This window comes from Alsobacter metallidurans (assembly GCF_014636935.1).
Taxonomy (GTDB): Bacteria; Pseudomonadota; Alphaproteobacteria; order Rhizobiales; family Beijerinckiaceae; genus Alsobacter; species Alsobacter metallidurans.
Genome location: NZ_BMES01000001.1, coordinates 880,381 through 899,792 on the forward strand (window position 1 = coordinate 880,381; position 19,412 = coordinate 899,792).

Annotated in this window: 16 protein-coding genes and 1 pseudogene; 7 read left to right on the forward strand and 10 right to left on the reverse strand. The window is 68.3% G+C overall.

Features of this window, described 5'->3' with window-relative positions:
• Positions 1–177 precede the first annotated feature (177 nt).
• The 4 genes from IEV99_RS03805 (at position 178) to IEV99_RS03820 (ending at position 4,034) form a co-directional block, all read left to right on the forward strand.
• A complete protein-coding gene (locus IEV99_RS03805; RefSeq protein ID WP_188516376.1) occupies positions 178–1,713 on the forward strand; it encodes a TolC family protein in 1,536 nt (511 codons plus the stop codon).
• A gap of 118 nt (positions 1,714–1,831) precedes the next feature.
• Positions 1,832–2,953 (forward strand): aminotransferase, encoded by a 1,122-nt coding sequence (locus tag IEV99_RS03810; protein ID WP_188516377.1) that lies wholly within the window; start codon positions 1,832–1,834, stop codon positions 2,951–2,953.
• Between the two features lie 165 nt (positions 2,954–3,118).
• Positions 3,119–3,490 carry an ArsR/SmtB family transcription factor gene (locus tag IEV99_RS03815; RefSeq protein ID WP_244643535.1) on the forward strand — a complete coding sequence of 124 codons (372 nt, stop codon included), beginning with the start codon at positions 3,119–3,121 and terminating at the stop codon, positions 3,488–3,490.
• Positions 3,477–4,034 (forward strand): SRPBCC family protein, encoded by a 558-nt coding sequence (locus IEV99_RS03820; RefSeq protein ID WP_188516378.1) that lies wholly within the window; start codon positions 3,477–3,479, stop codon positions 4,032–4,034. Before IEV99_RS03815 ends, IEV99_RS03820 begins: the two co-directional genes overlap by 14 nt.
• 21 nt (positions 4,035–4,055) lie before the next feature.
• Here IEV99_RS03820 and IEV99_RS03825 read toward each other — a convergent pair whose 3' ends face one another.
• The 6 genes from IEV99_RS03825 to IEV99_RS03850 all read right to left on the reverse strand — a co-directional run bounded on the left by IEV99_RS03825 (position 4,056) and on the right by IEV99_RS03850 (position 11,456).
• On the reverse strand, positions 4,056–4,721 hold the full coding sequence (locus tag IEV99_RS03825; RefSeq protein ID WP_188516379.1) for a flavin reductase family protein: 666 nt from the start codon (positions 4,719–4,721) through the stop codon (positions 4,056–4,058).
• 3 nt (positions 4,722–4,724) lie between these two features.
• The gene (locus IEV99_RS03830) at positions 4,725–6,182 is read right to left on the reverse strand and encodes an amidohydrolase family protein (RefSeq protein ID WP_188516380.1); all 1,458 of its coding nucleotides are present in this window, start codon (positions 6,180–6,182) and stop codon (positions 4,725–4,727) included.
• A gap of 4 nt (positions 6,183–6,186) precedes the next feature.
• Positions 6,187–7,914: a dipeptide ABC transporter ATP-binding protein gene (locus IEV99_RS03835; RefSeq protein WP_188516381.1), complete on the reverse strand. Its 1,728-nt coding sequence runs from the start codon at positions 7,912–7,914 to the stop codon at positions 6,187–6,189.
• Positions 7,914–8,786: an ABC transporter permease gene (locus tag IEV99_RS03840; RefSeq protein WP_210318645.1), complete on the reverse strand. Its 873-nt coding sequence runs from the start codon at positions 8,784–8,786 to the stop codon at positions 7,914–7,916. Before IEV99_RS03840 ends, IEV99_RS03835 begins: the two co-directional genes overlap by 1 nt.
• 71 nt (positions 8,787–8,857) lie before the next feature.
• Positions 8,858–9,829, reverse strand: a complete 972-nt coding sequence (locus IEV99_RS03845; RefSeq protein ID WP_188516383.1) for an ABC transporter permease — start codon at positions 9,827–9,829, stop codon at positions 8,858–8,860.
• 61 nt (positions 9,830–9,890) lie between these two features.
• Positions 9,891–11,456 (reverse strand): ABC transporter substrate-binding protein, encoded by a 1,566-nt coding sequence (locus IEV99_RS03850; RefSeq protein ID WP_188516384.1) that lies wholly within the window; start codon positions 11,454–11,456, stop codon positions 9,891–9,893.
• A 248-nt stretch (positions 11,457–11,704) separates the two neighbouring features.
• Here IEV99_RS03850 and IEV99_RS03855 point away from each other — a divergent pair, with 248 nt between their 5' ends.
• Positions 11,705–13,126 (forward strand): amidohydrolase family protein, encoded by a 1,422-nt coding sequence (locus IEV99_RS03855; protein WP_188516385.1) that lies wholly within the window; start codon positions 11,705–11,707, stop codon positions 13,124–13,126.
• The gene (locus IEV99_RS03860) at positions 13,123–14,313 is read left to right on the forward strand and encodes an amidohydrolase family protein (RefSeq protein WP_188516386.1); all 1,191 of its coding nucleotides are present in this window, start codon (positions 13,123–13,125) and stop codon (positions 14,311–14,313) included. The genes IEV99_RS03855 and IEV99_RS03860 overlap by 4 nt, the downstream gene beginning before the upstream one ends.
• Positions 14,314–14,452: 139 nt before the next feature.
• Here the strand turns inward: IEV99_RS03860 and IEV99_RS03865 are convergent, their stop codons facing one another.
• Positions 14,453–15,184: a GntR family transcriptional regulator gene (locus IEV99_RS03865; protein WP_188516387.1), complete on the reverse strand. Its 732-nt coding sequence runs from the start codon at positions 15,182–15,184 to the stop codon at positions 14,453–14,455.
• A 278-nt stretch (positions 15,185–15,462) separates the two neighbouring features.
• Between IEV99_RS03865 and IEV99_RS03870 the strand changes: the two genes are divergently transcribed.
• Complete coding sequence (locus IEV99_RS03870; RefSeq protein WP_188516388.1) at positions 15,463–16,185, forward strand: SDR family oxidoreductase; 723 nt, start codon at positions 15,463–15,465, stop codon at positions 16,183–16,185.
• A 10-nt stretch (positions 16,186–16,195) separates the two neighbouring features.
• Here IEV99_RS03870 and IEV99_RS03875 read toward each other — a convergent pair.
• The 3 genes and pseudogenes from IEV99_RS03875 to IEV99_RS23705 all read right to left on the reverse strand — a co-directional run.
• Positions 16,196–17,314: pseudogene (locus tag IEV99_RS03875) on the reverse strand (glycosyltransferase family 4 protein); the annotation flags it as partial.
• On the reverse strand, positions 17,311–18,420 hold the full coding sequence (locus tag IEV99_RS23700; protein WP_244643538.1) for a zinc-dependent alcohol dehydrogenase: 1,110 nt from the start codon (positions 18,418–18,420) through the stop codon (positions 17,311–17,313). The pseudogene IEV99_RS03875 and the gene IEV99_RS23700, both read right to left, overlap by 4 nt.
• Positions 18,420–19,412 carry a Gfo/Idh/MocA family protein gene (locus IEV99_RS23705; protein ID WP_244643539.1) on the reverse strand — a complete coding sequence of 331 codons (993 nt, stop codon included), beginning with the start codon at positions 19,410–19,412 and terminating at the stop codon, positions 18,420–18,422. Before IEV99_RS23705 ends, IEV99_RS23700 begins: the two co-directional genes overlap by 1 nt.

Below are 19,412 nucleotides of genomic sequence, written 5' to 3' on the forward strand. Positions count from 1 at the left end.
GCGTTTATTGGGAATTTGGCTGCTTTGCCAAGCCGCAGCCCTGCGGAACCTCGATAAACCGCGAGTTGCAAAGATCCGACTTTCTCGTGAAAAACGCAAAACATGGTTTATCATTTATTAAAAGAATTTAGGGATTTTGCTAACGGTAGGTAAGCGGGTGTGCCGGTTCGAGGAACGATGATTCTGTTTCGCAAGGCTCTGTCGAACGCTTCTCGGTCGCTCAGGCTCGCTCTCGTGCTCGCGCTGGCCGGAACTGTGTCCGCGTGCCAGACGATGAAGGACTCTGCCCCTGTTTGCGAGACCGGCGCATCAGCGCGACCTGAGGGCTGTCCGCTCGTATTGGTCGCCGCCGAGTTTGCCAACACGACCGAAGCCGCGCTTTCCGCAGCCATCCCGGTGATGGCTTCTCCGGCCGTGACGGCGCGCGAATCCCCGCCTGCGGCTGCCGCGCCGTCGCGGAGGGGAGGCCAGCTCAGTCTGGCCGAGATGATGCGGCGGACGCTGGCCGTGAGCCCTTCAACCGGACTTGCTCAGGCCATAGAGCTGGAACTGGGCGCCGGCGTCGCTGTTTCGCGCGCTGCGTTCCTGCCGCAACTCTCTCTTCAGGGCGGCACCGGGCAGTCGCTCAACGGCTCCTTTCATACGTCGACCTACCGCGACTACTGGGCCGACCGGAACGTCGCTGGCGCTTGGCGAAACGACGTGTCTTTGTCGGGCTCGCAACTCATCTATGACTTCGGCGCTTCGCGGGCCGACCTTGATCGCGCCGTGAAGGCGCGGGACGCCCAGTCTTTGCGCGTCATGGCGGCCGCAGAGGAAGCGGCTCTGAGCGCCGCTCAGGCCTACGTCAAGGTGCAGGAAAGCCGGGAGTTGCTGGCGCTCGCCAAGGAAAACCTCGTCGCCCTCCAGGGCATCGAGACGCTGATTTCCCGGAGCGAGCAGAACGGCAACGGCACCCAGGCAGACATGAAGCGCGTTCGCGCCCGCGTGGTCGATGCCGAGAGCACCGTGGTTGATCAGGACCTGGACCTCAAGGTCGCCATCGAGAAGTTTCGCAGGCTGGCGCAAACGGATCCGGACGGGCTTCAAACGGCCCCGACCCTTCAAGCTTCGCTACCTGCGAACGCCTCGCAAGCGCTGACAGAGGCGGCCAAGAACAGCCCGCAGCTACTGGCCGGAGCAATAGCCGTTGCCGCCGCGCAGGCAGAGGTCTCCAGCATTGTCAGCGCCGAAATGCCTCGCCTGGGACTGACGCTCGATGCATCGCAAAAGAACTATCGAGCCAATCGCACACGTTCGGAGGTGGACGCGACCGGCCTCCTGACGCTCACCTACAAGCTCGCCGATGGAGGCCTGTCCTCGGCCAAGCGCGAGCAGGCCAGCGCGCGCATCACCCAGGCCGAAATGCGCCTGGCCTCGGACCGCCTCGATGTCGAACTAGCGGTTCGCCAAGGCTATCTGCAGTTGTCGTCGCTCCGCTCCAAGGCGCAGGGCCTGGGGGAGGGCGTATCGGCCAGCGCCAAAGCGCGCGAGCTTTATCGCGAGCAGTTCACGGGCGGCAAGCGCAGCCTGCTCGAACTCCTTGAAGTGCAGACCTCCTACTACACGGCCCGCTACAACGCGATCACGAACGGATACGAGCAGCGCCGCGTCACCTACGCGATCCTGAAAGCCGTGGGCGGCCTGCGCAACGCCGTGGCCCGCCGCGCCTGACCGCCGCCGGCGAAAAATCGGCTTTACCAAAACCCCGAATTGCCGCCATGCAGGGGCGCAGCGCCGCCGGGCGCCGGCCCTGTTCCCGCGCCCTGCGCGCCGCCATTCGGAGATCATGATGCGCATCGAGCCCTTCGGCGTCGAAATCTGGATGAACGAGTTCGAGCTGAAGTGCGAGCTCAACCTCGCCGAGACCTGCGTCGAAAGCCTCACCATCGAGCAGCTGCTGGCCCTTTCGGGCCGAAACGATCAAACCCTTTCCGAGCTCCTGCCCCTGAAAATGACCTATGGGGCCATCGAGGGCTCGGACCGCCTGCGCGACGCCATCGGGGCCATGTACGAGCGTCAGGCGCGCGACAACATCGTGGTCACGCACGGGACGATCGGGGCGAACTCACTGGTCCATCAGGCGCTGGTGTCGCGCGGCGACCGGGTGATTTCCGTCATTCCGACCTACCAGCAGCACTACTCGATCCCCGAGAGCATCGGCGCCGAGGTCGTTCACCTGCGCCTGCGCGAGGAGAACGGCTACCTGCCGGATCTCGCCGAACTGCGCGAGCTCGCCGCGCCGGGGGTGCGCCTGATCGCGATCAACAATCCCAACAATCCCACGGGCGCGCTGATGGACCGCGCGATGCTGGAGGAGATTGCCGCCATTGCGCGTGCCCACGACGCCTGGGTGCTGTGCGACGAGGTCTATCGCGGCACCGACCAGGATGGCCCAGGCATGACGGTCTCGATGGCCGACGTCTACGAGAAGGGCATCAGCACGGCCGGCATGTCCAAGGCCTTCTCGCTGGCGGGCCTGCGCCTGGGTTGGGTTGTGGCCCCGCGTGAGGCGATCAACGCCGTGATGCACCATCGCGACTACAACACCATCTCGGTCGGTATGATCGACGACTATTTCGCCGCGATGGCGTTGGAGAGCCGCGACAAGGTCCTGGCCCGCAGCCAGGCCATCACGCACGGCAACCTCGCCATGCTGGCCGAGTGGGTCGAGCGTGAGCCGTTGATCTCGTGGGTGCGCCCGAGGTCCGGCACCACGGCGCTGCTGAAATATGGGCTCGACATGCCGTCCCGCGATTTCTGCGTCGCGCTGCTCAGGGAGACCGGCGTCCTGTTCACGCCCGGATCGGCAATGGAAATGGAGGGCCATGTTCGCATCGGCTACGCCAATGCTCCTGCCATCCTGAAGGCGGGACTAGGCCGCGTATCCGAGTTCCTGGCCCGGAGGGCTTGAGACTCGCCTGGCTTCGCTGACGCAAGCGCCCGCGCACGGACGGTCGTTTTGCCGTAGCAGGCCTAGTCTACCGTTCGTTTGGATGGCGGAGCGGTGCCAGCAAGCTCATGTCTCCATCTGGCGGAATATTAAACCAAACGGTTGACAGTCCCCGCAGGTTCGCGCATGTTCAACCACATGGTTGAACGAAATGCCCCGGCGCTCGACGCCGTCTTTCACGCACTGAGCGACACGACCCGGCGGGCGATGTTGCGACGGCTCACCGCCGGCGAGGCGACGGTCGGCGATCTGGCCGAGCCCTTTCCGATGTCGCTCGCGGCGGCTTCCAAGCACATTCGCGTGCTGGAAGACGCCGGCCTGATCCGTCGCACCGTGCAGGGGCGCAGCCATATCTGCCGTCTGGAGGCCGCCCCCATGCATGCGGGGCAGGAATGGATCAGCCATTTCCAGCGCTTCTGGACCGAACGCCTGGACGCCCTCGAGGCGATCCTCAACGCCGAAGACCAGCACAAGGGAGATCACGATGGGAAGGCATGAAACGCCGGCCGACGCCTATGCGCAGCCGATCGCCGCTGATGCGATCCGGATCGAGCGCGTCCTGCCGGGCCCTCGCGAGCGCGTCTGGCGTTACCTGACCGAGCCGGATCTGCGCCGCCGCTGGCTGGCGGGAGGGCAATTCGATCTCGCGCAAGGAGGCGCGGTGGAGCTTGAGTTCCACAACAACGCCCTGACCGAGAACGACGAGCCGCCTCCGGCCGAATACGCGGCCCATGGCGGACCCTCGACGTTAACCGGCAAGGTGCTGGCCTGCGAACCGCCCGCGATGCTCGCCTTCACGTGGGGCGAGGAACCTGCCTCCTCGCATGTCCGCTTCGATCTCGCCGAGGAAGGCGACAAGGTTCGCCTCACGGTCACGCATAGCCGCGTCCTGAAGCCCGGTATGGCGACCAGCGTTTCGGCCGGTTGGCACACCCACCTCGACCTGCTCGTCGCCGCGTTGGAAGACCGCAAGCACGAAGGCTTCTGGCGCAGTTTCGCCCGGATCCAGCCCTTCTACGCGGCGCGCGCGGCGCGAAACTGACTGGCTCGCGCCGGCTGCCGGCTAGAGCGCAGCCGGCGTTTTCTGCCTCAACCGCGCCTGGCGCTCCGCCCAGTCCTCCGCGCTCATGGTGGGCAGGTCGAATCCGTCGCGGGTTGTCGCGTAGCCGTGGCCGCCCATGCGCCCGATGGCGTCCAGCGCCAGCGGGTCGACGTGGAGCCGCTGGTTGACGATGTCGCTGCGCAGGTGCGCGTACAACACTTCCCCGAGGATGATTTCGCGCGAGTTGCCGATCGACAGGGTTATGTGGTGCCGGCACTCGAACGAGGCTGGCGACTCGGCGATGGACGGGCAGGCGACTTTGACCCCCGGCCGGGCCGTGAGCCCGGCGAGCGCCAGTTCGTCGTGGCCTGGCTCGAACGGCACGGCAGTGACGTTCATCGCGTCCAGCAGCGCGCCCGATACGATGTTGACCGTAAAGCACTGGGTGTCGCGGATGTTGCGCCCCGTGTCTTTCTGGCGCGCGTCGGGGCGATACTCGACGCCGAGGGCCAGGATGGCGGGGTCCGCCGACAGGCAGTTGAAGAAGCTGAACGGCGCGGCGTTGACGGCGCCGTCGCTATCAACCGTGGTCACCCAGGCGATGGGCCGGGGCACCACGGCGCCGATCAGCAGCTTGTAGCGATCCCGGCCCGAAAGCGCCGCGAAATCGAATTCGGTCGTCGCCATGGATCAGTGCTCGCGAACTTGGTCGGGGTCGCGCACGGAGCGCCAGAAATGCTTCGGCGTCGCCAGGAGATCGCGCAGGCCCAGCCGCTCCACCAGCCGCTCGGTTTCGGCTTGCGCGGCGTCCAGAACGGCGTCCTCGTCCACCAGCGTGGCCTTGCGGTCCCGCAGCACGACCCTGCCGTTCACCAGCACCGTGTGGACGTCGTTGCCGTTGGCGAAATAGGTCAGCCGGAACTCCGGCATGTTGGCCGGGTAGAGATGCGGCCGCCGCAGGTCCACCAGGATCACGTCGGCTTTCTTGCCGACTTCGAGCGAGCCGATCTCGTTCTCGAGGCCGAGAGCCCGCGCGGCGTCGATCGTGCACATCTCCAGCACCTTGCCGGGCGGCAGCCAGCTCGGATCGCCGAATTGCGTCCGGTGGTAGTGCATGCATTGCTGCATGTGCCGGAACATGTCGGCTGAGCGGTCCGGAGCAGTGGCGTCCGAACCGAGGCAGACCAGCACGCCGGCCTCCATCAGCTCCGGCGCCGGACAGCGCCCGAGAATGGACGCGATGGCGCTGGGATTGTGGGCGATGCGCGCGTCCGTTTCCACGCATGCGCGGAAATCGTCCTCCGTCAGGTCGGTCGAGTGGGACAGCAGCGACTCCGGCCCGAGTACGCCCATCTCCTGCGCCATCGCGATGCTGCCGCGGCCATGCCCGTCCTGCGTGAACACCAGCCCGTGCGCCTTGGCGAGCGCGTGGACCTCCTGCGTCTGGCGCACGGCGTCGCGATAATCGTCCGGCGCCATTCCATCACGATGCTCGGTCCGTAGCGTCGGCGTCAGCAGCGCGATGCGGGTGCGGCCTTCGTTTGCGCCGTGACAACGCTCGATCAGGTCCGTGCAGGTCGACATCTGGCGCTCGTACGAGACCGGGAAGTCCTTCCGCCGGTCGCCGTCCCACCGCGCATAGGTGCGCGGATGAGGAGGCCGTGTCGGCCCGATCGCCACGACCGAGCGCCCGCCCACCGCCGCCGCGCCTACGCAATGCGCCTCGCCATAGGAGGGATCGTCGGTGCGCATCACCGAATCGCCGCCGCCGAGCAGCGACACGCCCGCGGTAACGCCGAAGCGCACGCGCTCCAGCGCTGCGAGCTGGGCCTCCGCATGCCAGAAACCCTCGGTCGACCCGACCGTGTAGGCGCCCTCGCAGGCTTTGTACCAGAGGTCCGAGCGGCCTCCGCCCATGGTCTTGATGAGGCCGTGGCCCGCATGCGCGTGGCCGTCGATGAGGCCCGGTAGGATCGCCTTGCCGCGAGCGTCGATCACCGTGTCGGCTTTGTGCGCCGCCATCACCTCCGCGGTGGGACCGACCGCCACGATGCTATCGCCCGTGATCGCCACGGCTCCGTCGTGGATGATCCGGCGTTCGGGATCAACCGGGATCAGGACGCCGCCCGTGATGAGGATATCGGCCATGCGGTCAGGCTCCGTGCGCCGGCGCAGGCGCGCGGGCGATGCTGTCGAGGGAGGGCGCGAGCGACAGGAGCTCGCGCGTGTAGGCGTGTTGGGGTGCGCGGAACAACGTCTCGGCGTCCGCCAGCTCGACGATCTTGCCGGCCTGCATCACCGCGATGCGGTCGCACATCTGGCGCACCACCGCGAGGTCGTGGCTGATGAACAGCATCGACAACCCTGTGAGGTCGCGCAGGTCCTTCAGCAGGTTCAGGATCTGGGCCTGAACGGATACGTCGAGCGAGGAGGTGGGCTCGTCGCACACCATGAACCGGGGTCGCGGTCCCAGCGCACGCGCGATCGCGATGCGCTGGCGCTGTCCGCCCGAGAAGGCGTGGGGGAAGCGCTCGCCGGCGCTCCTGTCCAGCCCGACGGCTTCCAGCAGCACGGCGGCGTCCTCCGCCGCCTCTGCTCGGGTGGCTGCGAGCTTGTAGAACGCGATCGGCTCGGACAGCGCGGTGCTCACCCGCAAGCGCGGGTTCAGCGCGGAGTAAGGGTCCTGGAAAACCATCTGCAGCGCCCGGCCATGCTTGCCGCGCGCGCCGATCTCGCGGCCGGACAGCCGGATGGCGCCGTCCTTGGGCGTCGCCAACCCCGCGATGGCGTTGGCCACCGTGGTTTTGCCGCAGCCGGACTCGCCGACGAGCCCGAAGATCTCGCCCGGCTGCACGGTGAACGACACGCCGTCCACGGCGCGGAACGCCTTCGCGCTCCGGCCCGGAAGCCAGGAGCGGCCGCCATATTCCACCACGAGGTTCTCGACCTCCAGTGCGCCGCCGGCGGCCGCCGTGTCAGCCGTCATCTGCTTGCGCACGATTTCGCGGGCCGCATCGGCGGCCGGCGTCGCTTCCGAGGGCGCTTGCAGGCGGTTCATGCGGACATCGATGCGCGGCACCGCGCCGATCAGCGAGCGCGCATAAGGATGGCGCGGCGCGCCGAGCACCTGCGCGACGGGCCCGCTCTCCACCACGCGGCCCTTGAGCATGATCGTCACCGTGTCGGCGACCTGCGCGACCACGCCCATGTTGTGCGTCACCAGCAGCACGCCGACGCCGCGCTCGTCAGCGAGCGCGCGGATCAGCTTCAGGATCTGCGCCTGCACGGAAACGTCCAGCGCCGTGGTTGGCTCATCGGCGACGATCAGCTGCGGATCGCACGACAACGCCGCCGCGATCACGACGCGTTGGCGCTGTCCGCCGGAGAGCTGGTGCGGATAGCATTTCAGCCGCCGCTCCGGCTCTGGAATGCCCACCGCCCGCATCAGCTCCAGCGCCCGCGCCTGCGCGGCGGCGCGGCTGAGCTTGAGATGGTGCCGCATGGTCTCGCAGAGCTGGCTCTCGATCGTGAATAGCGGATTGAGGCTGGTCATAGGGTCTTGGAAGATCGCCCCGACGTCGAGCCCCGGCGTAATGCCCTCCGTTCGGCCGGTGCGGGTGTCTACCGCCTTGCCGCCGATCGTGATGCCGCCTGCCGTGATCCGGCCCGGCGCCTGCAGCAGCCCCATCAGGGCGTTGCCGACCGTGGTCTTGCCCGCGCCGGACTCGCCCACCAGCGCGTGGATCTCGCCCGGCATGATGGTGAGCGACGCATCCAGCACGGCCGCCATCGGGGGCTCGCCCGGCTGGCCGTACTCGACGGTCAGGTTGCGGATGTCGAGGGCCGGCACGCCGGCCGTGGGACGAGGGCGGGAGCTCATCAGCGGGCCTGCCGCTTCGGGTTGAACCAGTCGCGCAGCCAATCGCCCACGATGTTGACGCCCAGCACCAGCACCACCAGCAACGCCGCCGGGAAGGTCGCGATCCACCAGATGCCCGAGAACACGAACTCGTTTCCGATGCGGATCAGCGTGCCGAGCGACGGGTATGTCGGCGGCATGCCGACGCCCAGGAAAGAGAGGGTGGCCTCTGTCAGCACCGCCGCCGCCAGATTGATGGTCGCGATCACGATCACGGGGCTGAGCACGTTAGGCAGGATGTGGCGCGCCATGATGCGGATGGACGGGAGCCCCATCACGCGGGCGGCGCGGACGTAGTCCTTGGAGGACTCCACCATCGTGGCGGCCCGCACCGTGCGGGCGTACTGCACCCATTCGTGGATCGCGATGGCGCCGATCAAGATCACGGGCGCCCATTGGGCGGTGCCGGCTTCGGGAAACACCGCGCGCGCCACGCCGCTGACCAGCAGGGCGAGCAGGATGGTCGGCAGGCTCAGGATCACGTCGCCGACGCGCATGATTAGCGCATCCACCCAGCCGCCGAGATAGCCGGCCAGGAGGCCGAGGATCACCCCCACGGTGGCGGCGACCAGCACGGCCCCGCCGCCGATCGCGATGGAGACGCGCGCGCCGTACAGCATGGCCGAGAACAGGTCGCGGCCCTGGTTGTCGGTGCCGAGCCAGAAGCGGCTGTCGCCCTCGGCCATGAAGGCCGGCGGCATTTCAGCGTTCAGGAGGTCGAAGGAGCCGACGTCCAGCGGATTGTGCGGCGCGATCCAGGGCGCGAGCGCGGCCGCCAGCCCGATCACGAGAACCACCACAGCCCCGCCGATCACCGAAGCGGGGATGCGCATCCGGCGGCGCTTGCGCGGCGCGGGAGCCGGCGCCTCGGCCAGAACCGGGGCGGCTTCGATGCTGGGAGCGCTCATGCCCGCCTCGTACGCAGGCGAGGATCGATGATCGTGTAGATCAGGTCCACCGCCATGTTGATGACCACGAACAGGAAGCCGACGAACAGCAGGTAGGCGGCCATCACGGGCACGTCCGCGAAGCTCACGGCCTGGATGAACAGCAGCCCCATGCCGGGCCACTGGAACACCGTCTCGGTCACGATCGCGAAGGCGATCAGCGAGCCGATCTGCAGCCCCGTGACGGTGACGACCGGCATCAGGGCGTTGCGCAGCGCAAGGTGGAAATTGATGTAGCGCGCCGGCAGCCCACGCGCCCGGGCGAAGCGGATGTAGTCCGACGACAGCACGTCGATCATCTCGGCCCGCACCAGCCGCATGATCAGCGTGAGCTGGTAAAGCGCCAGGGTGATCGAGGGCAGCACCAGCGACGCCCAGCCGGACTTCGTGAGAAACCCTGTCGTCCAGCCGCCGACCAGCACGACGTCGCCGCGCCCAAAGGACGGCAGCCAGCGCAAGATCACGGCGAACACAAGGATCAGCGCGATCCCGGTCACGAAGGTCGGCATCGAGATGCCGATCAGCGACACCGTTTGGACAAGCCGTGCCGCCTTGCCCTCCGGGTTCAGGGCGCACAGCACGCCAATCGGTACGCCGATCGAAAGGGACAGGATCGTGGCCACGATCACGAGCTCCAGCGTCGCGGGCAGCCGCTCGCCGAGGAGATCTGCGACAGGCCGCTGGTTGCGGAAGCTGACGCCGAGATCGCCGGTCGCCACCCGGCCGACGAACTCGCCATATTGCACCAGAACCGGCCGGTCGAGGCCGAGCGTCTTGCGTAGCTCGGCCTTCTCGGCCGGCGAGGCGTCCTCCCGGCTCATCATCGCGACGGGGTCGCCGACATAGCGGAACATCACGAACGCGATGGCGGTGACGGCGAGCATCACCAGAAGCGCCTGGGCCAGTCTGGAAGCGAGGGCTGCGAGCATGGGGGAACTCCCTCCAAAACCTCCGGCCCCACGCGCGACGGGGCCGTATAGCGCTTTTTGCTCAGTTCACCTTGGCGAACCAGGGGCGGACGTATTCGTCGGCGAATTGCGGCATGTCGACATTGGTCTTCATCGCCCAGGCCAGCGGCTGCAGATGCAGCGGAATGAACAGCGCCTGGTCGCGGGCGATCTTGAAGCTCTCGGCCAGCATGGCGCGGCGCTTGGGCTCGTCGAGCTCCACGGCCGCCTTTTTGGCGAGTTCGTCCATGGCCGGGATCGACATGCCGTTGGCGTTGGCGCCGCCGAACCCGTCCTTGCGGGAGGCGAAAATGGCTGACAGCACGCTGAAACCGTCCATGGGAGGCAGGGTGGCCCAGCCCAGCATCCAGATGTCGGTCTCGCCACGATCCTGCCGCGGGAAGTAGGTGGCCTTGCTCTCGGTCTTCAAATCCACCTGGACGCCGACCCGGGTCCACATGGACGCGATGGCGAGGCACAGCTGCTCGTCCGCAATGTAGCGGTCGTTCGGGCAGGCGAGGCCTGTCTTGAAGCCGTTCGGGTAGCCGGCGTCGGCCAGCAGCTTCTTGGCCGCCGCGGGGTCATAGCCGATCGGCTTGTCGGCCTCGGCCGAATAGCCCGGCACCGGCGGGGCCACCATGGTGGCGATATTGCGCGACTTGCCGCGCATGATGCGCTTTTGCAGCGTATCCATGTCCAGCGACTGCCACAGGGCCTGCCGCACCTTCACGTCCAGCAGCGGGTTCTTGACGCCCGGCTGGCCTTGCAACTCAGGCTTCCAGTTGAAGCCGAGGAAGATCAGCCGCAGCGACGGATCCTCCACCACCTTCACGCCGGCCGTGGACGAGACGCGCGGGATGTCCTGCAGCGGCACGGCCGCGATCATGTCGATCTCGCCCGACAGCAGCGCGGCGACCCGGGTGGCGTCCGACTTGATGGGCCGGAACTCCAGCCGTTTGATGTTGTGCTCGGGCTTGTCCCACCAGCCCTCGTTCGCACTCATCACCGTGCGGGCGTCGGGCTCGTAGCTTTCCAGCTTGAACGGGCCGGTGCCGTTGGCGTGCGTGGACGCGAAGGTGGTGACGCCCGTGGACGTGTTGCCGGGCTTTATGGAGTCGTGCTGGATCATCCACGGCTTGCTCATCACGAAGATGCCGGTGAGATCATTGAGCAGAAGCGGGTAGGGACCGGTCAGCACGAAGTCGACCGTCTGGTCGTCCACCTTCTCGGCCGTCTTCACGGTGGCGAGATTGCCCTTGTTGCGTGAGCCCGGGTCGATCGTACGCATCACGGTGGCGACCACGTCGTCCGCCGTGAAGGGCTGGCCGTCATGGAATTTTACGCCCTGGCGGAGCTTGAACCGCCAGCGATCCGGCGCGACGATCTCCCACGAGGTGGCGAGGCTGGGCTCGATCTGCAACTGACGGTTGCGTCGGACCAGCGTGTCGTAGACCATTGACTGGATATTCTGCGTGAAGCTGTCGAGCTGCGCATTGGGATCAAACGACACGGCGTCGCCGGGCGCGGCCCATTTCAGGGTTTGGGCGTTGGCCGGAGCCGCCGCCAACAGGGACAAGGCCGCTACGGCCGCCAGCACACTCCGCTTCATCGCCATCCCTCGGTTTGCTTTGTTTGAATAGCATACAACCACAACTCGGGATCGCATACAATCTGGTTGCGCGAATTTGCGCCATACGCTGCTGAAAGCTGCAGCATGCCGCTCGCCGCATAGGCGGATGCCGCCGGATCACAGCAAAGACCTCGCTTGCGCTCAAGTGAGATCCGATACTCGTGCTTGATTTTGTATACGATAACAGTCGACACTGAGTGCTTCCGAGAAGCGCGAGGGATAGACGAATGGGGTGGGTCGCGATTGAGAACGGGATCGTGATCCCGATGACGCCCGACCGCCAGACGATCGATGGCGGGCACGTTCTGATCGAGCACGACCGCATCGTCGCCGTTGGTCCAGGGCCCGCTCCCAACCGCCCCGGCCTCCAGCGGCTGGACGCAGCCGGGGGCGTCGTCCTGCCCGGCTTCGTCGATACGCACGCCCATGCGGGCCACGCGCTCACCAAGAGCCTTGGAGCCTCCGCATCGGACTGGATGGGGAACGCGGGCCGCGTCTACGCGGGAGCGACCGACCTCGACTTCTGGCGCGCGGAGGCCCGCCTGTCCGCCCTGGAACGGCTGATGTGTGGAGTCACCACCGCCTGCCTGTTGATGGGCGGCGGGCCCGACGTGATGATGACGGCCTCGCCCGACGCCGCGAACGCCCATCTCGACGGCATCGCATCGGTGGGCGTGGCCGAAGTGCTCGCCGTGGGCCCGAACCGGCCGGACGGCCCCCGCCTGTATGGCGACTGGACCGGCGGAGCGCTGCGCGAAAGGCGGACCGATCCCGGCCGCCAGCTTGAAGTAACCAACGCGCTGCTGCGGTCCGTCCCCGGCGGCGGTTTGCGGCAGCTTGCGGTGTCGTTGCCGGTGTTCACCGCCGTCGACCTCTCCCCGGAGGGCGAGGACGGCGCCGCGGCCCTCTCCCGCGCGGCCCAGCGTGTTGCGCGGGAGCACGGCGTCCTCCTTGTCCAGGATGGCCACCGGGACGGCTCGCTTGCGGCCACGGACGCCCGCGTCGGCCTCGGCGGGCCGGATGCTCTGTTCGCGCACTGCATCGACCTAACGCCAGACGACATTGCAGCGCTGCAGCGCTCTGGCGCCGCAGTGGCGCATAATCCATCTGCGCTCATGTCCGTGTTCGGCCGCTGCCCCGCGCCCGAGCTGATGGCGGCGGGTGTCCGCGTCGGGCTCGGCAGCGACGCCCCGGCGCCGGATCGCTCCTTCGACATGTTCCGCCACATGTTCCAGGCGCATCGCTATCACGCCCGCCATTTCGCGGATGACAGCGTGCTGCCGCCGTGGACCCTGCTCGAAATGGCCACCATCGGGGGCGCCCGCGCGCTGCGGCTGGAGCGCGAGATCGGCTCGCTGGAGCCCGGCAAGCGCGCCGACCTCATGGTGGTGGACTGGCGCAAGCCGCATCTTTGGCCGCCCGCCGCCCCGGTGGAGCGCCTCGCGCGCTTCGCCACGGGCGCCGACGTCGACACCGTGCTGGTCGCCGGTCGCGTCCTGATGCGCGGTCGCCGGGTGCTCAGCGTCGACCCCGATGTCGTGCTGGACGACGCCGCCAGGGCGTACGCGGCCATGCTGCCGCGCGCCGGGCTCGGCCAACCCTACGAGGCGCTCGCCGCCGCAACCCCGCACGGAGGCGCACGCCTGTGACTTCCACCATTTTACGCAACGTCCGCCCGATGGGCGGCCCCGCCGCCGACATCCTGATCCGCGACGGCCGCTTTGCCGAAGGCCCCGCGCCGGCCAACGCCGCTTTGGTGGACGGCGGCGGGTTGCTGATGCTGCCCGGCCTCGTCGAGGCGCACACGCATCTCGACAAGAACCTCATCGGCATGCCGTGGTACCGCAACGAGATCGGCCCGCGACGCATCGACCGCATCGAGGCCGACCGGCGCGAAAAGAAGCGGCTCGGCATCGACCCTCGCCGCCAATCCGAGCGGCAGGCGCGCCAGACGCTGGCGCTCGGCGTCACGGCGATCCGCTCGCACGTGGATGTCGACACCGAGATCGGCGTCGCCAACATCGAGGGCGTGCTGGGAACCCGCGAGGCGCTGGCCGGGCTCGTTGACATCCAGATCGTCGCCTTCCCGCAAAGCGGCATGCTGATCCGCCCCGGCACGCTGGAGCTCATGGAGGAGTCCCTGCGCCTGGGCGCCGACGTGGTCGGCGGCATCGATCCGGCCTCTATCGACCGCGACCCGGTCGCGCATCTGGACGCCATATTCGGGCTGGCGGAAAAGCATGCCAAACCGCTCGACATTCATCTGCACGAACCTGGCGAGCTCGGCGCCTTCACGCTGGAGCTCATCATCGAGCGCACCCGGGCGCTCGGCCTGCAGAGCCGCGTGCTGGTGAGCCACGCCTATTGCCTCGGGATGGAGGCTACGGCCGCTGACGCGCTGATCGCCCAACTGGCGGAGCTGCGCATCGCCGTCATGACCGCCGGCCCGCCCGGCCGCCCCGCGCCCGCCGTGAAGAAGCTGCACGAGGCCGGCGTCGTGATCTGCGGCGGCTCGGACGGGCCGCGCGGAACCTGGGAGCCCTACGGCACGGGCGACATGCTGATGCGCGCCACCATGATCGGCCAGCGCAATGGCTTTGGGCGCGACGAGGATCTGGAATTGGCGCTCGAAACCTGCACGACCCTCGGCGCAAAGGCGATTGGCCTCGACGCCTACGGCCTGAGCGTCGGGTGCCGGGCCGATTGCGTGCTCGTGGACGTCGAGACCGTCGCCGAAGCCGTGGCGGCCCCGCCGGTGCGCAAGCTGGTGATGAGCCACGGCCGCGTCGTGGCGCGCGATGGCGCGCTGGTCGACGAACTGTCGGGCGGTGTCTGACCCGTTTTAGGCCACACTCCCGTCATTGCGAGCGCAGCGAAGCAATCCAGCCTAGAAGCCCGGCCATTAGGCTGGATTGCTTCGCCTTCGGCTCGCAATGACGGCAGGGCAGTTTGGCCGGTCCTTACGGCCAACGGGCCTAAAGCCCTTCCTCGCGCGCGTAGTTGGCCAGGATATCGCGTGGGTCGGCGTCGTTGCGGGCCAAGAGCGCGCGGTCCGTGATGGCGTGGAGGTGGCCGGCCATCAGCGAGGCGGCTTTGGCGGCGTCGCCGGCCAGCAGGGCGGCCAGCACGGCGCGATGCTCCGAGACGCCGCATTCGGAGGAGTGCGGCCGGCCGTAGAGCGCCAGGATCAGCGAGCAGCGCGACACCACCTCGTTGACATAGCGCGCCAGCAGCACGTTGCCGGTCATCTCGGCCAGCATGGTGTGGAATTCGCCCGCCAGTCGGATCGACATGGCGGCGTCACGCCCGCTGGCCTTTTCCTCGGCCGCCACATGCGCCTCGATGGTGTGGCGCTGCTCGGCCGTGAGCCGGCCCGCCAGCGCCTCCATGACGAGCTTTTCCAGCGCGCTCCGCACCGCGAAGATGTCGCGCCCGTCTTCCAGGCTCGGCTGCGCCACGCACGCCCCGCGATTGGGACGCAATTCCACCAGGCCTTCGCCGCTCAACCGCAGCAGAGCCTCCCGCACGAGCGTGCGGCTCACGCCGAGGCGCTCGCCGATGGAATCCTCCGGCAGCTTCGCGCCGGGCTGCAGCGCCTGCTCGATGATGGCGCGCTTCAACGCGCGATACACCGCCGCCGAGCGGGACACCGCCGTGTCCTGGCTCGGCCGGGCGGCCGGCGTTCGTGCTTTGGTGCTGGCGGCCATGCGTGCGGCGTCTCCTCGCCGCCGCTTATCCGACAGCTTCCCGGGCCCGTCTAGCCATGGCGGCGTATGCGGCGCGTCCCCCACCATGCGCCGAGGTTTCACATGGTCAAATACCCGCATGATCCATGCGCGACCCCCTCTCGTCTGTGGCGCAGCTCACAGATCTAGCGCTGAAGCTCGAGCTTTGTTGTTATGCTGAATCCTTGCGGCGGACCGCGCCCCATGGAATGACCGCCGAGACGCCGCTCAGTGCGGCAAAGCCGGTCGGGAGAACGAGCATGGACACGCAGGGCAACGGCAACGGCGGCAAGGTCGCGATCGTGACGGCGGGCGGCAGCGGCATGGGCGCGGCCGCGGCGCGCAAGCTCGCGGCCGATGGCTACAAGCTCGCGGTCCTGTCCTCCTCCGGCAAGGGCGAGGCGCTCGCGGCGGAGCTTGGCGGCGTCGGCGTCACCGGCTCAAACCAGTCCACGGACGATCTCAAGCGGCTGGTCGACCTCACGGTGGAGCGCTGGGGCCGCGTCGACGTGCTGGTCAACAGCGCCGGTCACGGCCCACGCGCGCCGCTGCTGGAGATCAGCGACGATGATTGGCATCGCGGCATGGAGGTCTACTTCCTGAATGTCGTCCGGGCCGCCCGCCTCGTCACGCCCGTGATGGAGCGGCAGGGCGGCGGCGCCATCATCAACATCTCGACCGCGTGGGTGTTCGAGCCGAGCCCCATGTTCCCGACCTCCGCGGTGTTTCGCGCCGGGTTGGCCTCGTTCACCAAGCTCTTCGCCGACCAGTACGCCCCCAAGAACATTCGCATGAACAACGTTCTGCCGGGCTGGATCGACAGCCTCCCGCAGGTCGAGGAGCGCCGGCAGGGCGTGCCGATGGGCCGCTACGGCACCAGCGAGGAGATCGCCGCCACGGTGGCGTTCCTGGCGTCGCCCGGGGCCGCCTACATCACCGGCCAGAGCCTTAAGGTGGACGGCGGCTTGATGCGTTCGGTTTAAAGTCTCAAAGCCGCTCGGCCGCGACCTCGCGCAGCAGCGCCTCCCAGCGCGGGATCAGCGCCGCCGTGGAGTAAGCGGTCTCGACCTTACGGCGCAGAGCTCTTCCGAGGTCCCGTCCCAGGGCGGGATCCTCAATCAGCCGGCGGATCGCCCAGGCGGCGGCCTCCGGATCTTCGTGGGGAACGAAGAGGCCGCTCACGCCGGGCTCGATCTGCTCCAGCACGCCGTTGTCCGGCGTCGCCACTACAGGCAGGCCGGCGACGCCCGCCTCCGCGATCACGTGCGGCATACCTTCGCCGCGCGCCAGCCAGACGAAGATGTCGAGCCCGGTGAGCAGCCGGGGCACGTCCGGCCGGTCGCCCAAGAAATGGAGCCGTTCCTGAAGGCCGAGCGACGCCGCCTCGGCTTTGAGCTCGGCCGCATACTCCGGCATGAACGCGTCCGGCCCGCCGATCACGACGAAACGGGTGCGCGCCTCCCGCCCGGCTACGATCGCGGCGGCGCGCACGAAATCCTCGACCCGTTTCTTGCGGTCGAGCCGCCCGACCCAGCCGATCAGAATGTCATCCTGACCAGCGCCCATCTCGGTCCGGGCGGCCTCGCGCGCGTCGGCCGGAACTTCGTTCAGGTCGACCATGCTGGGAATTTCGAGAGCGTGGCGCTCGCGGCCGGGCATGCGCTGCGCGGCTGCGTCCCGGATTGTGGCGCAGACTCCAACATAGCGGGCCGTGAGGTCCTTGGGGCCGGCAAGCGCTTCCGACACCAGTCCGCCATGCTCGATCAGCGGCGGCGGGCGCTCCATCAGCCGCAGGGCCGGATAGACGTCCTGCACGGCCTGGCAAGCTACCACCACGTCGTAGTCCGCCATCTTGCGCGCCAGATACGCGACGGTGTCGTCGAACGAGAGCGAATAGGGCGTCTCGTCCACGTCCACGCCGAGCGCGCGCAACTGCGCGACGCTCTGGTCCGGCATGCCCTGGCGCCGGAAGCACGCGACGACGTCGAGCCGGAAATGCCGGGGGTCGAGCCCGCGGGCGAGGTGTCTGACCTCCGTCTCCTCGCCGCCCACGACGATCCAGGCGAACACGAACAGGATGCGCAGCGGCGGATCGTCGGCAGGCCCGCTCACGCGCGGCTCGCCCCGTAGTCGAACACCACCTGCAGGAAGTCGGGCCGGTCGCGCAGGAGCGTGTCCAGGAACGCCGGCGCGTCGTCGATCGGCACGACGTGCGACACGAGATGCCGGCGGATGGCGTCGCCTTCCTCGGCGAGAAGCGCCAGCGTTTCGGCGGCCAGCCTTGAGCGGCCCCACGCAAATCCACACCCGCGCGGCACGCGCCCGATCTGCGCGCAGCGGATCGCGAGCCCGTTGTGGTGAAATTCCTCGCCGAGCCGCAGCGCGTCCGCGCCGCCTTGGTAGAAGGCGAGGTCGATCACGGTTCCCTGCGGGCGCAGCGCCTTCAGGGCGATGTGCAGCGCCTGCGCGGAGGCCCGGCACTGGAACACCACGTCCGCCCCGCGCTCGGCCGGTCCGCTGCGCCAGCGGTCCTTGGCCTCGATCCACGCGTCCGGCTCGTCCAGCGTCTCGAAGCCGAGGGCTTCCGCCCGCGCGCGCCGGGTCGGGGAGGGCTCGGCGATCAGCACCGCGGCCGCACCGCAGCGGCGCGCGAGAAGCGCCGTGAGCATGCCGACCACGCCGGCGCCCATCACGAGAACGCGGCGGCCCTCGACGCCGTCTCGCAGGCTGCGAACGTCCGGCCCGACCGCGTCGGCGGCCGCGTGCAGCAGGCCGTTGGCGCAGATCGGGCCCATCTGGGCCACGAACACGCCGAGCAGCGGGTCCAGACCCGCCGGCATCACGGCGTAGAACTCCTCGAAGGCGTCGGCCGAATGGCCTGATTTGTGGCCATACGCCATGGCGACGAGATCGCCCGCCCGCGGCGTGGCGGCCCGGCTTTCGACGACCCGGCCGACCTCCATGTAACCGAGGAATTGGACCGGGTAGGCGGCCGAGGGCTCGCCGTCTACGAAGACGCCGTAGTCCGGCTCCCAGCGCGCGCCGAGATATGGATTGCTGCCCTTCAGAAACGTGAGCTCGGTGCCTGCCGAAAAGCCGCTGAACAAAGTCTCGACGTGGAATCGCCCGTCCGGGACGCCGTGTTCCTCGTAGGTGGAAAAACCGGCCTGGCCGGGCTGCTCGACGCCCAGGGAGCGAATAGTTCTTGTCTCGGCCATTATACGATTCCCGTTGCAGGCGGTCCCTGGCGCGGCGCGACCGGGCGGCGTTCACGCGCGGAGCGGGCCGCCGCGGTGGCGAGCCGGTGCGTTTCCAGCGCCTCCGCGTAGGGAGTGCGGATGCGGTTGGGCCGTCCCGTGACCGCATCGACGAAATCGCGGTCTTCCCGCACAAACGGGTCGCCCTGCGCGCCGCGGACCGGCCGTCCGGCGCCAACGTCCACCATCAACTCGAATTCGGTGAGTTCGAGCGCGAGGCCGTCGCCAAAGAGGTGAAGGCCGATCCGGTGCGGCCAGCGCAGCAGGCAGGTCGACGCAACCGAGCCGACCGCCCCGGAGGCGAAGCGGAGCGCCGCCGTGGACGCTTCATCGACGTCGCAGTCCGGATGGTCCGCGCGCGGCGTTCGGCCGCCCATCGCCACGACCTCCTCGACCGGGCCGACCAGGAGGCGCGCGAGATCAAAGATATGCGTGGTCTGCTCCACCATCTGCCCGCCCGATTGATCTTGGCGGGACCACCAGGCCGGAGGCGGCGTGGAATCCAGCCAATAGCCGCTCACCAGCCGCGCGGGGGTCTTCGCGAGTCGTTCCTGCGCGGCTTCCACGATGTCGAGGTAGCGCCAGTGGTAGCCGACGCCGGTGACGAGGCCGGCCTCCGCAACCCGCGCGGCGATGTCCTCGGCGGTCGCCTCGTCGGCGGATAGAGGCTTTTCGACGAAGAACGGAATGCGCCGGTCGATCAGGTCCCGCTCCGGAGCGCCGTGCGCGAAGGGCGGCAGGCAGACATAGCAGGCGTCCAGCCGCTCGGAGTCCAGCATGGCGCGGTGGTCCGCATAGGCGCGTGCGCCGGTCCGGTTCGCCATCTCCGCGGCCCGCTCGGCGGCGGGATCCGCAAGGCCGACAATCTCGACGTTGTCGAAGCCCTGGAGGTTGGCGACGTGGCGGCCCGCGATGCCGCCGGCGCCGATGAATCCGATGCTTAGCTTCGCCAT

What these genes read in the sequence shown, in the direction of transcription:
- IEV99_RS23700 (WP_244643538.1), bottom strand. Translation starts at nt 18,420, where the DNA reads ATGGCCGAGACAAGAACTATTCGCTCCCTGGGCGTCGAGCAGCCCGGC.
- IEV99_RS03825 (WP_188516379.1), bottom strand. Translation starts at nt 4,721, where the DNA reads ATGGCGACGACCGAATTCGATTTCGCGGCGCTTTCGGGCCGGGATCGC.
- IEV99_RS03870 (WP_188516388.1), top strand. Translation starts at nt 15,463, where the DNA reads ATGGACACGCAGGGCAACGGCAACGGCGGCAAGGTCGCGATCGTGACG.
- IEV99_RS03855 (WP_188516385.1), top strand. Translation starts at nt 11,705, where the DNA reads ATGGGGTGGGTCGCGATTGAGAACGGGATCGTGATCCCGATGACGCCC.
- IEV99_RS03835 (WP_188516381.1), bottom strand. Translation starts at nt 7,914, where the DNA reads ATGAGCTCCCGCCCTCGTCCCACGGCCGGCGTGCCGGCCCTCGACATC.
- IEV99_RS03830 (WP_188516380.1), bottom strand. Translation starts at nt 6,182, where the DNA reads ATGGCCGATATCCTCATCACGGGCGGCGTCCTGATCCCGGTTGATCCC.
- IEV99_RS23705 (WP_244643539.1), bottom strand. Translation starts at nt 19,412, where the DNA reads ATGGCGAAGCTAAGCATCGGATTCATCGGCGCCGGCGGCATCGCGGGC.
- IEV99_RS03805 (WP_188516376.1), top strand. Translation starts at nt 178, where the DNA reads ATGATTCTGTTTCGCAAGGCTCTGTCGAACGCTTCTCGGTCGCTCAGG.
- IEV99_RS03840 (WP_210318645.1), bottom strand. Translation starts at nt 8,786, where the DNA reads ATGCGCATCCCCGCTTCGGTGATCGGCGGGGCTGTGGTGGTTCTCGTG.
- IEV99_RS03810 (WP_188516377.1), top strand. Translation starts at nt 1,832, where the DNA reads ATGCGCATCGAGCCCTTCGGCGTCGAAATCTGGATGAACGAGTTCGAG.
- IEV99_RS03815 (WP_244643535.1), top strand. Translation starts at nt 3,119, where the DNA reads ATGTTCAACCACATGGTTGAACGAAATGCCCCGGCGCTCGACGCCGTC.
- IEV99_RS03850 (WP_188516384.1), bottom strand. Translation starts at nt 11,456, where the DNA reads ATGAAGCGGAGTGTGCTGGCGGCCGTAGCGGCCTTGTCCCTGTTGGCG.
- IEV99_RS03865 (WP_188516387.1), bottom strand. Translation starts at nt 15,184, where the DNA reads ATGGCCGCCAGCACCAAAGCACGAACGCCGGCCGCCCGGCCGAGCCAG.
- IEV99_RS03820 (WP_188516378.1), top strand. Translation starts at nt 3,477, where the DNA reads ATGGGAAGGCATGAAACGCCGGCCGACGCCTATGCGCAGCCGATCGCC.
- IEV99_RS03845 (WP_188516383.1), bottom strand. Translation starts at nt 9,829, where the DNA reads ATGCTCGCAGCCCTCGCTTCCAGACTGGCCCAGGCGCTTCTGGTGATG.